Here is an 11887-nt window from a genome sequence, read left to right as displayed (position 1 = left end):
TTTAATATTCCGGCTTAGCTCAGTTGGTAGAGCGCTTGACTGTTAATCAAGATGTCGTCAGTTCGAGTCTGACAGCCGGAGCAAGTAATAAAGAAGAGAGGACCTTTACTGGTCCTCTCTTTTTTGGTTTTATTATTAAAATAATAGTTACTTCATATTAAAAACTTGTTAGTTAACTTGACGAAGAAACACTTTCATTGTACAACATTATCGGATATGTTTTTATCTAAAGGAGGAAATCTCATGGTAGGAATTTTGTTAGCCAGCCATGGTGGTTTTGCCGATGGTATTGCGCAATCAGCACAAATGCTATTTGGTGAACAAGACAATTTTGCACATGTTATTTTGACACCTGAAGAAGGGCCAGAAAATATTAAAAGCAAAATGGAAGAAGCAATTGCTTCATTTGATAGTCAAGATGAAGTTTTGCTTTTAGTCGATTTATGGGGTGGCACACCGTTTAATCAGGCCAGTGGTTTGCTTGAGAAGCATCCAAATTGGGCTGTTGTTGCTGGTATGAACTTACCAATGGTTGTAGAGGCTTTAACTCAGAGAATGACAAATTCAGCATTGTCTGCTAAAGAAGTTGCTACAGCAATTGTCAAGCCGGCTCAGGATGGTATTAAGACTAAACCATCTGACTTGATGCCGAAGTTGCAAACTTCTTCGGTTTCGAATTCTGAAGTGACTGAAACTAAGAAGTCTATTCCCGAAGGGACAGTTGTTGGAGATGGTCATATCAAGTTTGTTTTAGTTCGAATTGACTCACGTTTATTGCATGGGCAAGTTGCTACAGGCTGGATACCAACGATGCACCCAGACCGAGTTATTGTAGTATCTGATCGTGTTGCTAAAGATGAAATGCGTAAGAGTATGATTCGAGAGGCAGCACCTGCAGGAGTTAAAGCACACACTGTACCAATCAATAAAATGATTGAAATTGCAAAAGATCCTCGTTTCGGTAATACTCATGCAATGTTATTGTTTGAGAATCCTGAAGACGTTTTAAGTGTAATTAAAGCTGGGGTTAATATCGAAACAGTAAATGTTGGTTCGATGTCATATAGTGTTGGTGACGTTAATGCCAATAATGTTTTGTCGATGAACCAAGAAGATGTAGATACTTTCCATGAACTTGAAAAACTGGGAGTAAAGTTTGATGTTAGGAAAGTTCCAACTGATAAAGAGGGCAACATGGATGCTATTTTAAGTAAAGCCCAAAGTTTGCTTGATGAACAAAAAAAATAAGAAAGTAGGAGCAAAAAATGAATGCTATTCAAATGATTTTAGTTGTTCTAGTTGCCTTTCTAGCAGGTATGGAAGGTATCCTAGACCAATGGGAATTTCATCAACCTTTAGTTGCTTGTACATTGATCGGTTTGGTTACTGGTCACTTGGACTTGGGTGTTATGCTAGGCGGGTACTTACAAATGATCGCCTTAGGCTGGGCTAATATTGGAGCTGCTGTGGCGCCAGATGCTGCTTTAGCATCTGTTGCTTCAGCAATCATCTTGGTTCAAAGTGGACAAGGCACAAAGGGAATTGGTATGGCTACTGGTATTGCAATGCCACTAGCTGTTGCTGGATTGTTTTTGACCATGATTGTACGAACCATCTCAACCGGTGTTGTTCATATCATGGATGCTGATGCCAAGCAAGGCAATTGGCGTAAGATTAATATGTGGCAGTGGGTTGATGTTTGCTTGCAAGGACTAAGAATTGCCATTCCAGCCGCTTTGCTGTTAGCGATTCCGGCTTCAACAGTTAAGTATTGGCTTGGACTAATGCCAGCATGGCTCAGTGAAGGCATGTCACTTGGTGGTGCTATGGTTGTGGCCGTTGGTTACGCAATGGTTATTAACATGATGGCTAGTCGTGAAGTATGGCCATTTTTTGCAATTGGTTTTGCCCTTGCAGCTATCAAGGATTTAACATTAATTGCTCTTGGTGCAATCGGTTTAGCAATGGCTGTGATGTATTTAGCTCTTGAAGATAAGGGCGGCAGCAGTAAGTCTAGTTCAAGTGATGAAGGTACCGGCGATCCACTCGGCGATATCATTGATGACTATTAGAGTGATATTTAAGAGGAGGATTTTATTATGGCTGATAAAAAATTCAAATTAACTAAAGCCGACCGCTTCAATGTTATGTGGCACTCACAATTTTTACAGGCTTCATGGAACTATGAAAGAATGCAAAATGGTGGTTATGCTTATTCAATGATTCCAGCGCTAAGAAAGTTATATCCTAATAAGGATGATATGTCAGCTGCTTTGCAGCGTCACTTAGTGTTTTTCAATGTCCACCCTTATCTTGTTTCACCAATTTTAGGTGTTACTTTAGCACTAGAAGAAGATAAAGCAAATGGTGCCGAAGTTCAAGATGAGGCAATTCAAGGTGTCAAGGTTGGAATGATGGGGCCTTTGGCTGGTGTTGGTGATCCGGTTTTCTGGTACACGGTGCGACCAATTTTAGGTGCCTTAGGTGCTTCAATGGCGATTCAAGGCAATATTCTTGGACCAATCTTGTTCTTTGTTCTTTGGAACGTGATTAGAATTGCCTTTATGTGGTACACGCAAGAATTCGGCTATCGTGCAGGTTCTGCAATTACCAATGATATGTCTGGCGGTCTTTTGCAAAAAGTGACCCGTGGCGCTTCTATGATGGGAATGTTTGTGTTAGGCTCCTTAATTGAGCGTTGGGTAAACATTAAATTTACTCCAATCGTTTCGCAAACTCCGGTTCAAAAGGGTGGCTACATCGACTGGAACAGCCTACCTGCTGGAGCAAAGGGAATTCAACAGGCTCTGATTGGTCAGGCAAATGGTTTGTCGCTAACTAAATTTAAGGTCACTACCTTGCAAAACAACTTGGATAGTTTGATTCCAGGTTTAGCAGGATTGCTTTTGACCTTCCTATGTATGTGGTTACTAAAGAAAAAAGTTTCACCAATTATCATTATTATTGCAATCTTTATCGTTGGTGTTCTTTTACATGTACTACACATTATCTAATTTAAAATGGTTGAATCACAAAACACAAAAGTCGATTTAACGTCAGCAGCTACCTGGTATAGAGCGGTAGCAGTGTATGGCAAAGTAATGATTGGCGATAAAGCATTGGAGTTTTATAATGATCGCAATTTATCTGACTACGTACAAATTCCATGGAACGAAATAACTTATGTAGTAGCTGACGTGCATTTTCGGGGTCACTATATTCCTCGCTTTGAAATTCGCACAAAAACTAATGGTACATTTATTTTTACAACTAAGAATAATAAAAGGACATTACGAGCAATTCGTAACTATGTACCGGCAGATCATATGCGACAGGCACTTAGTTTGTGGCAGAATATAAAAAGAAAATTTTCTGGCCGATAATAAAGGAGCTTTTAACTACTTAAAAGCTCCTTTTTACATAGAAAGCTCTTGAATTGTACCACTTACACCTAAATGTACATTGATCTCTTCTTGTAATGCGGCAATAGCATTTTGAGCCCGTACTTTTTGCTGTTTAGTTATTCCTTCAATAATTAAAATTGCTTTGGTTGTATTTTCAGTTAACTCGGTTCTTTCACCATCACGCCAATTAAGTGATCGACAAACGGCGCCGGCTTGATCATAGTAAATAATCTCTTCTGGACGTGGAGGCTCATTTTTGTCAGTTCCAATTGGATAGAATTTTTCTTTACCATTAGCGATTCCTAAGTGCATGGTTCCGTCAACCTTATTAAGATCTTCTCCACCACATGGAACGCCATATTCCAGTGACACACTATTATAAATATCAACCAATGGATTGACAGTATTAAGTTTTTTACCTTGATTAATACGTTTTAATAGAGCTTCAATTGAAGCGCGAGCACCCTTTTTCTTTTTAAACTGGCTAAAAACTTCGCGCCATTCTGCAATAATTTCGTTTTCTTTAAAATCTGGCTTAACTAAAAACGACTTAGCTTTTGCTGAGGCTTGGTCTAAGAGTTGCTGGTAATTAGTTGGATCTGCTGGAACATGATTATTAACACCATTTAGAGTTAGCGTGAAAATCTGCGCATCTGGAAAAATTTGCCAAAATTCTTGGTCAACAATAAGTGATTTCATGATAATTCCTCCTAAAAAAAGAGCACTTTGTAAACTCTACTAAGACCTAAAGAGTTTACGAAGTGCTGACGCCCGGTGGCGCTATATGTTTAATTCTTTCATATTTTATAATAAAGAAGTTCATAATTCAATTCGTTAATAGTAGTTCTAGTCAATAATCCGTCCAGCAGGAATGATTGATTTGCACAATCTTAAATGGAAAAATGAGAGTGCGGAGATTGGATACTGGCTTGCTCAAAAATATCAAGGCAATGGAATTATGACACAAGCAGTTCGTAAACTGATAGAAATTTCTTTTAAAGAACTTGATTTGCATCAAGTTAAGATTTTGGCGGATTGCAATAATATGCCAAGCAAAGCAATTGCCAAACGATTAGGTTTCGAGCATGTGGCGCTTTTAAAAGACGAAGTAAAGCACCACGGTAAATTTTGCGATATGGATTTATATATACTTATTAATGAAAACAAGTAAAAACTCACTAGCAGGTGAAAGTTGATCTTGCCAATGAGTTTTTTTAATTTTCTTATTTATCTGCATAACCATTTGGATGAGTTTGGTGCCATTTCCAAGCGCTAGCAATCAACTCTTGCGCGGATTCATGTTTAGGTTGCCAGTTTAAAACAGTCCTAGCTTTAGTTGAGTTAGCAATTAAGCTATCCGGATCGCCTTCACGTCTTGGCCCCATAATATAAGGAATCTCAATACCAGTGACTTCGCGGGCTGCTTGCAAAATTTCCATATTGGAATAGCCGCGCGCAGTGCCCAAATTAAAAACATCAGATTGGTTGGTTTTAATTAAGTGCCGCAAAGCAAGAATATGTGCGTCAATCAAGTCAGTGACCTGAACGTAGTCACGGACATTAGTGCCATCTTTAGTATTGTAGTCGTTTCCAAAAATAGTAAACTTAGCGTCGCCAGAAGCTGCACTGCGTAAAACATTAGGAATCAAGTGCGTTTCAGGCGCGTGATCTTCACCGATTTTACCGTCATCAGACGCACCAGCAACATTGAAGTAGCGCAGGGCAATGGACTTGATGCCATCAGCTTGGTCTGCCCAATGTATTATTTTTTCCATCATTACTTTAGTATCACCATATGGATTAATTGGATTAAGTGGAGAGTCTTCAGTAATTGGTAGTTTCTTAGGAATACCATAAGTTGCTGCACTTGAAGAAAAGATGAGATACTTAACGCTTGCATCCGTCATTGCCTCAAGTAAAGTAATCATTCCCGATACATTATTGTCGTAATATTTAAGCGGCTTTTTAACAGATTCAGGAACAAGTGAATATGCAGCAAAGTGCATTACTGCATCAATTTTTTCATTTCGCAAAATTTGACTTACCAAAAACCTATTTTCAATATCTCCTTGATAGAATTTTGCTTTTGGGTCAACAGCTTTTCGGTGTCCGGTATACAGTGCATCCAAAACTACAACATCGTAACCTTGCTTGACTAGTTCTCTTACTGCATTTGAGCCAATATAGCCAGCACCACCAACGACTAATATGCGCATATTTGCCTCCATTGAATATATAGTATCTAAATTGATTTTAGCATAGCTCTCCATCAGATGTTTAATTTTTTTCTGCTATAATGGGTCTAATCGTAATAATTTAACGGACTCTTTAAAATCAGGAAGAAGTAAGTAAGATGATTCATAATTCAACAATTGACAGCCAAATTAGTCATCGATCAATTCGTAAATTTAAAAACCAAAAATTAAGTAATGAACAATTGGAGACTTTGTATACCGTTTTTCAGCATACGGCTACCAGTATGTTCATGCAGAACGCAACACTTTTACATATAACTGATAAAGGCAAAAGAGCTAAGATTAGGGAATTGTGCAATCAAAAATATGTAGGAGCTCAGGGTGATTTATTTATTTTCCTTGTTGACTTGTATCGTAATCAGCAAATTCGCCAGCAGTTAGGCAAAGACGATGGTCGTGTTCATACAACAGATATCTTTTTCCAAGGGATGGATGATACACTTTTAGCATGGCAAAATGTTGCAAACGCGGTAGAAAGCTTAGGATTAGGTTATGTTCCTTTGGGGACAATTAATGATCATCCCTTAGAGATGCTGGCTGCATTGGATTTACCTAAACTAACTTTCCCGGCGCTGGGGATGCAGGTTGGTGTTCCTGATCAAAAGCCACAGTTGAAGCCACGACTACCACTAGAATTTACAACCTTTGAAAATAACTATCCCCGTGATTTTGCTGTAAAAAAATTACGTAATTACGATGACGTAGTGACAACTTATTACGATTTGCGTGATTCTAATAAACGAATTGACTCATTCACTAAACAAATTACTGGTGATAAACTGAACGACAGAGTCATTGATCGAGACCAGCTAACGAAAGTTTTACATCAACAAGAATTGTGCTTAGATTGGAAATAAGCTAAAAATATGCGCTTATTTAATAAAATAAATGGAGGAGAGCCATGCATTCATTGCATGACTTTTTGAGTTTTGGTATAATTTGAATGTTGCAAAAATTGCTGATTTAGCTCAGTTGGTAGAGCGTTTCCCTCGTAAAGAAAAGGTCGCCAGTTCGATTCTGGCAATCAGCATTTAGAAGAATTATTCAAATTCACTAACCTTGATTTATCTGTTTTTTGTGGAAAATAGTCAAGGTTATTTTTGGCATTGTAGTTATTTCAGAGCAAATTAATTGATAATTACGTATCATTAGCAATGAATAGGTAGTATGATTTAATTCAAGGAGGAAACAGCTATGATTTGGATTTATTTAATACTGCTTTTGTTGTTGGCACTGATTGAATTTGAAGAAAAAGATTACCTTAAACAGATTAATAAGTTTGTATTACCAGCAGCTTTTCTGATTATTTTTGGCCCCTTACTTTTGCTTTACTATACCCGAACCGCTTTTTCAATTTTAAACCCTATATTTCTTATTACTGGAATAATCCAGGCTGGCCTAATGGTTGGACTTTACTTTGCAGTCTATAAGTTTATAGTGCATGGCAAAGAAAAGAAGTAATTTTTAACAGCAAAAAGCCACATCAATAAAGATGTGGCTTTTTTGTGGTTAATTTACAACGTTTATCTCGTTGCCATTCAGAAAAGCTTTTAAGTTATCAATTGCAATTTCTAATAGCCGATTCCGTGTTTCGCGCGGTGCCCAAGCGATGTGAGGCGTAATATAACAATTTTTAGCTGTTAATAATAGACTGTCAGCAGGAATAGGCTCTTTTTGTGCAACATCGATGCCAGCAGCTGAAATTTTGCCATTGTTTAAAGCTTGCGCAACATCTTCTTCATTTATTAAACCACCACGAGCAGTATTAATTAGAATGACACCGTCTTTCATTTTGGCAATTGATTCTCGGCAGATTATTCCGGTTGTTTCAGGAACTTGTGGCACATGCAGACTAATAATGTCGGCATTCTGATAAAGTTCATCAAGACTAACCTGCTTTACATAGTCTGGAATTCCAGTTTTCGGTCGGTGGTTGTAAAAAATCACGTTCATCGAAAATGCGCAGGCAATTTCGGCAACTTTTCTAGCAATGCTACCAAAACCAATCAGGCCTATAGTTTTACCTTTCAGTTCCATTAATGGCTTTACCCAAAAAGTAAAATCAGGGTTTGTTGTCCAGCGTCCTTCATGAACAAGATTGTTGTGTAAGCCAACTTGACTGGTAATTTCTAATAAAAGCGCAAATGTAAACTGGGCTACAGCATCGGTGCCATAAGTGGGAATGTTTGTAACAGGGATGCCAGCTTCACGAGCTGCATTGATATCGACAATGTTGTAGCCGGTTGCGGTGACGCCAATATATTTCAAATTTGGAGCCGAGATAATTGTCTTTTTATCTAATGGTGTCTTATTAGTTAATACAATTTCAGCGTCACCAATTCGTTTTAAAATCTCTTTGTCATCATCAATGGGTGTTCGGTCATAGAAGGTACAATTACCTAATTTTTTAAGGGGTGTCCATTCTAAATCGCCTGGGTTTAAAGCGTAGCTGTCTAAATTCACAATTTTCATTTTATTAGCCTCATATACTTAACTTTCTTGCTTTCTAGTTTACTACATATTTAAAAGAACAAAAGACGTTTGTAGCAATATAATCAACGAGATATTGCAATTGACAGTGTTTATGAATAATTCTACAATTATTTAGTATGTTGCTATTTTGACTAGTTTATGTATAGTTAATATTTTATAAAAAAGAAAAAGTGGGAAATTTTTATAATTAATTAAGCAGCAAAAAAAGCTGAATACCTCAGTTAAGTAAAGAAGGAGTTAGGAATGAAAAAATGTCCTCAGTGCGGCGCTTTAATGGAAAAAAGTGTTAATTTTTGCACTAAGTGTGGAACTGATTTACGTGAAGTAATTGTTGAACAAGAAACCAGTAAGGGCGAAAACGTTCAAGTTCAAGAAACCCCAGTTGAAGTTCAAAATGCCAACATCCAAACAAACTCTGGCAGTAATTTTCAAAGTTACTGGCAATGGCTAGTTGAATCATGGAAAAACCCTGCTCAAAGCGGTTCAGGTGCTGAGAGTTGGTATGGCTGGGTAACTATTTTAATAGAAGATTTTTTGTTTATTTTGGGATTATATTTCTTTGCCAAATCACTGATTACGGGAGCAGCTGGTTTTGCAAACCAATTTGGTGCAGACATACGAAGCATAGGAAATTACGATATTTCATTTAGTATTATTTTCCGGGTGTTCATGATTATCTTAATCTTTGAAGTTATAGTTATTGGCAGTAATTTTGTGGCATACAAATTTATTTACGGTGGTCAGCCCAAGGTGCTTGCTTTTGTTAATCATAGTGTTCATGCCAGTAACTTAAACTTGATTTTATCAGCAGTTTTTTTCGTACTAATGATGTTGGGTCTTAACAGTATTAGATTCACTTTGATTTTAATTTTTGTGATGCTAACCTTGTTTTTAATTGGACAGTCAGTGACTTTATTATCAGACTCGAAAGCTATGCGCGATAGAGTATTTGGCGCGTTAATTGCTTTTGCCATTATTTTTGTTTGCATTGCAATCATGAATTCAATTATTTTTAATTCCTTTATCCGCGCATATATTAACCAGTAGTTCTTTTAATTAATAGCGTAATGTAGAATAGTGTGAAAAAATGAGTAAAACTGAATTTTGTCCCAATTGTGGAAAACCAATTAAACCGAATGAAGATTTTTGTGCAAATTGTGGTACCAAGATAACTAAACCTAAAAAAAGCCGAGAAAAATACCGTGCGGATCAAGATCAAAAAGAAGTTGTAGCAACAAGTACAACGGGTACAGCAAATAATCACCAACCGATGAAAAAGCGAACTAAGATTATTCTTGTTTGTCTTGGGGTTTTAGTTGCTGTATTTATTGCCTTTTATGCTTGGGGATCTAACCACTATCAAAGAAAAAACCAGGTTGACCAAATTACGGCATACTTAAAAAACCCGCGCCAAAATTTAGCACAATATGTCACATCAGATAATCCTGCTGTTCGCGTGACTAACACGGCTTTGAAGCCAACACAAAATTATTACTATGAACACAGTGGTGAAGCAGATAAAATAGCAGAAGCTCTCAAATATGGAGATAATTATGATGATATTTCCTTAGTCAAATCGGGCCGTTATTTGTTGTTTTTCCCTAAATACACTTTACGCTTTAAGACTTTTAGTCCGCAAATTAAAACTAATCATGCTGATTCAACAATTTATGTTAACGGTAAAAAAGTTGGCGGGGTTGACGGAAGTGGACAGGAATATTACAAAAAGACGGCTCCACTTTTTCCGGGAAAATACCATATTATAGTGAAATCAACTGCATCAGGACACAAATTGTCCGCTGATAAAAATGCGAATATTTTTTCTAACGATGCAATTAGTATGAACATTAGGACAACTAATTTCATGATAAAAAGTGTCCCTGGTGCTTCTGTTTTTATTAATGAAAACAAGGTTGGTACATTGAATAAGAAAGGCACTGAAACTTTTAAAGAATACCCTGCAACTGATGATATGAAAATTTATGTCGTTATTAAAGTTAATGGTAAAGCAATCAAGTCTAAAGTAATTGATTATGATGATCTGGGCTTTAATGATGATAACGACAGTAGCAGTAATTTGATTAAACCTGAATGGCCTGGACTAATTTCTCATGAAGATGCCGAACGTTTGTTGCAAGACAATTTTAATTCTCCGGATGAAGATGCTTTCGTAGGAGGAGCTGAAAATAAAGGCTATCAAGAGCTCCATGAACAAATAGGTAACTTTAATGACAATGATGAAATAATCGACTACAACATGGAGTGCTCGATTGTTTCGATAACACCGGCACCTAACAACTGTAGTAATGTTATCTATAAGATAACTTATACTTTTGAGCATGAAGACTATGAGCATAAGCAAGTCTTGCTATATTCAGGCGGAATTTTCCGTCAGGATAGCGAAGAAGATGAAGATAGTAGTTCACAGCTGATTAAGTCAATTGGTAATGGAAAGATCATCAGTGATAAAAAGTACAATAATTAAGGCGAAAAAGCGCGTCGGTAACGACACGCTTTTTCTTTAAATTAAAAACGTATTCCATTTTCATAAGTTACAAAAGGTTACATTAGTTTACTAATGTTATCAATATCACAAATATAAACTAAAATTATTTGTGAAAAACGTAATTTGTAGGAGGAATACAATGAGCATTGCGAAAGCGATCCAAGTAACATTTTCTAATTCGGCAATAGTCAGTTCAATTACTTCGACTATTTTTATTATTCTGCTAGGTTTTTATTTACGTAAGCGAAATATTTTTACGGAAAAATTTGGCAAGACTTTGTCCAAAGTTGTTTTAACCGTTGCCTTACCAGCGCTGGCCTTTAACTCATTTATGCAGCCAATTAATACTGAAACTTTTTCACAAGGGATGAATGTTCTAATTTGGGGAATTGTAATTTATATTATTCTAATCATAGTAACGCCCATTTCCTATGCTAAGTATCCTAAAGATAAACGTGATGTTTTAGCGATTTTGACTACCTTTGGTTCTACAACTTTCTTTGGTATACCAATTGTAGGAGCTGTATTTGGTGACAAGGGAATTATGTATAGTTCCATTTTTAATATTGGCTACCGAATTTTTCTTTATTCTTATGCCTATATTAAAATGTCTGGGTTAAAAATGAAAGCAAGCAATATTAAAAAGATGTTTCTTAATCCAGTAGTAATTGCTACTTTCTTGGGCTTAATTATGTGGCTTGCGCAAAATTATATGCCGCAAATAACTGTAAAACAAGCTGTTAACGGGGTAATTAGTTCTGATGCGCCGTTGATTAAGGTTGCATTTTATCGAATTGATCAAACTGCTATTTGGCTATATAAACCAATGCAGTACTTAGCTAACTTGGCTTCTCCGTTAGCTTGGTTGTCGATAGGTTCAACCTTGGGCTCAACCTCGTTTAAACAGGCTGCTTCGAATAAGACTTCATGGTACTATAGTTTCAATAAGGTAATTTTGGTTCCATTATTAAATTTATTTATTCTGTTAGTTCTAGATGCAACAAATATTTTGCCAGTAAGCTATGTTGCTTTAGGAACTATCATCATTATGATGGCTACGCCGACCGCTGCAGTTGCTTCATCTTATGCAATCAGTTTTGACCGAGAAGCGGTTTTGTCATCAAACGCTTCGTTCGTTTCAACGATTTTGGCTGTGATTGCCATGCCATTTTGGATTGCACTGCTTGGTGTTCTTAGCCAAATTGGCTTATTCCATTAACTAGGAGGTT

Annotated in this window: 13 protein-coding genes and 2 tRNA genes; 12 read left to right on the top strand and 3 right to left on the bottom strand. The window is 36.8% G+C overall.

Annotation, left to right across the window (positions count from 1 at the left end; translation table 11 throughout):
* Positions 1 to 8 precede the first annotated feature (8 nt).
* The 5 genes from AC2JF9_RS07910 to AC2JF9_RS07890 all read left to right on the top strand — a co-directional run bounded on the left by AC2JF9_RS07910 (position 9) and on the right by AC2JF9_RS07890 (position 3383).
* A tRNA-Asn gene (locus tag AC2JF9_RS07910) sits at positions 9 to 81 on the top strand.
* A 162-nt stretch (positions 82 to 243) separates the two neighbouring features.
* Entirely contained in the window at positions 244 to 1248 is a 1005-nt protein-coding gene (locus AC2JF9_RS07905) for a mannose/fructose/sorbose PTS transporter subunit IIA (RefSeq protein WP_500726710.1), read from the top strand.
* A 17-nt stretch (positions 1249 to 1265) separates the two neighbouring features.
* Entirely contained in the window at positions 1266 to 2072 is an 807-nt protein-coding gene (locus tag AC2JF9_RS07900; protein ID WP_500726708.1) for a PTS mannose/fructose/sorbose transporter subunit IIC, read from the top strand.
* A 27-nt stretch (positions 2073 to 2099) separates the two neighbouring features.
* On the top strand, positions 2100 to 3014 hold the full coding sequence (locus AC2JF9_RS07895; RefSeq protein ID WP_500726706.1) for a PTS system mannose/fructose/sorbose family transporter subunit IID: 915 nt from the start codon (positions 2100 to 2102) through the stop codon (positions 3012 to 3014).
* Positions 3015 to 3020: 6 nt separating this feature from the next.
* Positions 3021 to 3383 carry a DUF956 family protein gene (locus tag AC2JF9_RS07890; protein ID WP_500726704.1) on the top strand — a complete coding sequence of 121 codons (363 nt, stop codon included), beginning with the start codon at positions 3021 to 3023 and terminating at the stop codon, positions 3381 to 3383.
* Between the two features lie 33 nt (positions 3384 to 3416).
* On the opposite strand, the gene AC2JF9_RS07885 is transcribed toward AC2JF9_RS07890, so the two are convergent.
* The gene (locus AC2JF9_RS07885) at positions 3417 to 4103 is read right to left on the bottom strand and encodes a B3/B4 domain-containing protein (protein WP_500726702.1); all 687 of its coding nucleotides are present in this window, start codon (positions 4101 to 4103) and stop codon (positions 3417 to 3419) included.
* Positions 4104 to 4275: 172 nt separating this feature from the next.
* Here AC2JF9_RS07885 and AC2JF9_RS07880 point away from each other — a divergent pair, with 172 nt between their 5' ends.
* Complete coding sequence (locus tag AC2JF9_RS07880) at positions 4276 to 4575, top strand: GNAT family N-acetyltransferase (RefSeq protein WP_500726701.1); 300 nt, start codon at positions 4276 to 4278, stop codon at positions 4573 to 4575.
* A gap of 52 nt (positions 4576 to 4627) precedes the next feature.
* On the opposite strand, the gene galE is transcribed toward AC2JF9_RS07880, so the two are convergent.
* The gene (gene galE / locus AC2JF9_RS07875; RefSeq protein ID WP_500726699.1) at positions 4628 to 5620 is read right to left on the bottom strand and encodes a UDP-glucose 4-epimerase GalE; all 993 of its coding nucleotides are present in this window, start codon (positions 5618 to 5620) and stop codon (positions 4628 to 4630) included.
* A 137-nt stretch (positions 5621 to 5757) separates the two neighbouring features.
* On the opposite strand from galE, the gene AC2JF9_RS07870 reads away from it, so the two are divergent.
* The 3 genes from AC2JF9_RS07870 to AC2JF9_RS07860 all read left to right on the top strand — a co-directional run bounded on the left by AC2JF9_RS07870 (position 5758) and on the right by AC2JF9_RS07860 (position 7120).
* Entirely contained in the window at positions 5758 to 6516 is a 759-nt protein-coding gene (locus AC2JF9_RS07870) for an NADPH-dependent oxidoreductase (RefSeq protein WP_500726697.1), read from the top strand.
* Between the two features lie 100 nt (positions 6517 to 6616).
* A tRNA-Thr gene (locus AC2JF9_RS07865) sits at positions 6617 to 6689 on the top strand.
* A 164-nt stretch (positions 6690 to 6853) separates the two neighbouring features.
* Positions 6854 to 7120, top strand: coding sequence for a hypothetical protein (locus tag AC2JF9_RS07860; RefSeq protein ID WP_500726695.1), 267 nt, complete (start codon positions 6854 to 6856; stop codon positions 7118 to 7120).
* A gap of 48 nt (positions 7121 to 7168) precedes the next feature.
* Here the strand turns inward: AC2JF9_RS07860 and AC2JF9_RS07855 are convergent, their stop codons facing one another.
* A complete protein-coding gene (locus AC2JF9_RS07855; RefSeq protein ID WP_500726693.1) occupies positions 7169 to 8131 on the bottom strand; it encodes a D-2-hydroxyacid dehydrogenase in 963 nt (320 codons plus the stop codon).
* A 264-nt stretch (positions 8132 to 8395) separates the two neighbouring features.
* Here AC2JF9_RS07855 and AC2JF9_RS07850 point away from each other — a divergent pair, with 264 nt between their 5' ends.
* From AC2JF9_RS07850 to AC2JF9_RS07840, 3 genes are all read left to right on the top strand, one after another.
* A complete protein-coding gene (locus tag AC2JF9_RS07850) occupies positions 8396 to 9199 on the top strand; it encodes a DUF6574 domain-containing protein (protein ID WP_500726692.1) in 804 nt (267 codons plus the stop codon).
* Between the two features lie 40 nt (positions 9200 to 9239).
* On the top strand, positions 9240 to 10637 hold the full coding sequence (locus AC2JF9_RS07845; protein WP_500726689.1) for a zinc ribbon domain-containing protein: 1398 nt from the start codon (positions 9240 to 9242) through the stop codon (positions 10635 to 10637).
* A gap of 160 nt (positions 10638 to 10797) precedes the next feature.
* Entirely contained in the window at positions 10798 to 11877 is a 1080-nt protein-coding gene (locus AC2JF9_RS07840) for an AEC family transporter (RefSeq protein ID WP_500726688.1), read from the top strand.
* Positions 11878 to 11887: the final 10 nt, after the last annotated feature.

The sequence above is a fragment of the Lactobacillus sp. C449L genome, from assembly GCF_059900815.1.
This window is presented reverse-complemented; position numbering and strand designations above follow the sequence as displayed.

Excerpts from the sequence above, each read along its gene's own strand:
- AC2JF9_RS07905 (WP_500726710.1), top strand. The coding sequence starts at position 244 with ATGGTAGGAATTTTGTTAGCCAGCCATGGTGGTTTTGCCGATGGTATT.
- AC2JF9_RS07900 (WP_500726708.1), top strand. The coding sequence starts at position 1,266 with ATGAATGCTATTCAAATGATTTTAGTTGTTCTAGTTGCCTTTCTAGCA.
- AC2JF9_RS07895 (WP_500726706.1), top strand. The coding sequence starts at position 2,100 with ATGGCTGATAAAAAATTCAAATTAACTAAAGCCGACCGCTTCAATGTT.
- AC2JF9_RS07890 (WP_500726704.1), top strand. The coding sequence starts at position 3,021 with ATGGTTGAATCACAAAACACAAAAGTCGATTTAACGTCAGCAGCTACC.
- AC2JF9_RS07885 (WP_500726702.1), bottom strand. The coding sequence starts at position 4,103 with ATGAAATCACTTATTGTTGACCAAGAATTTTGGCAAATTTTTCCAGAT.
- AC2JF9_RS07880 (WP_500726701.1), top strand. The coding sequence starts at position 4,276 with ATGATTGATTTGCACAATCTTAAATGGAAAAATGAGAGTGCGGAGATT.
- galE (WP_500726699.1), bottom strand. The coding sequence starts at position 5,620 with ATGCGCATATTAGTCGTTGGTGGTGCTGGCTATATTGGCTCAAATGCA.
- AC2JF9_RS07870 (WP_500726697.1), top strand. The coding sequence starts at position 5,758 with ATGATTCATAATTCAACAATTGACAGCCAAATTAGTCATCGATCAATT.
- AC2JF9_RS07860 (WP_500726695.1), top strand. The coding sequence starts at position 6,854 with ATGATTTGGATTTATTTAATACTGCTTTTGTTGTTGGCACTGATTGAA.
- AC2JF9_RS07855 (WP_500726693.1), bottom strand. The coding sequence starts at position 8,131 with ATGAAAATTGTGAATTTAGACAGCTACGCTTTAAACCCAGGCGATTTA.
- AC2JF9_RS07850 (WP_500726692.1), top strand. The coding sequence starts at position 8,396 with ATGAAAAAATGTCCTCAGTGCGGCGCTTTAATGGAAAAAAGTGTTAAT.
- AC2JF9_RS07845 (WP_500726689.1), top strand. The coding sequence starts at position 9,240 with ATGAGTAAAACTGAATTTTGTCCCAATTGTGGAAAACCAATTAAACCG.
- AC2JF9_RS07840 (WP_500726688.1), top strand. The coding sequence starts at position 10,798 with ATGAGCATTGCGAAAGCGATCCAAGTAACATTTTCTAATTCGGCAATA.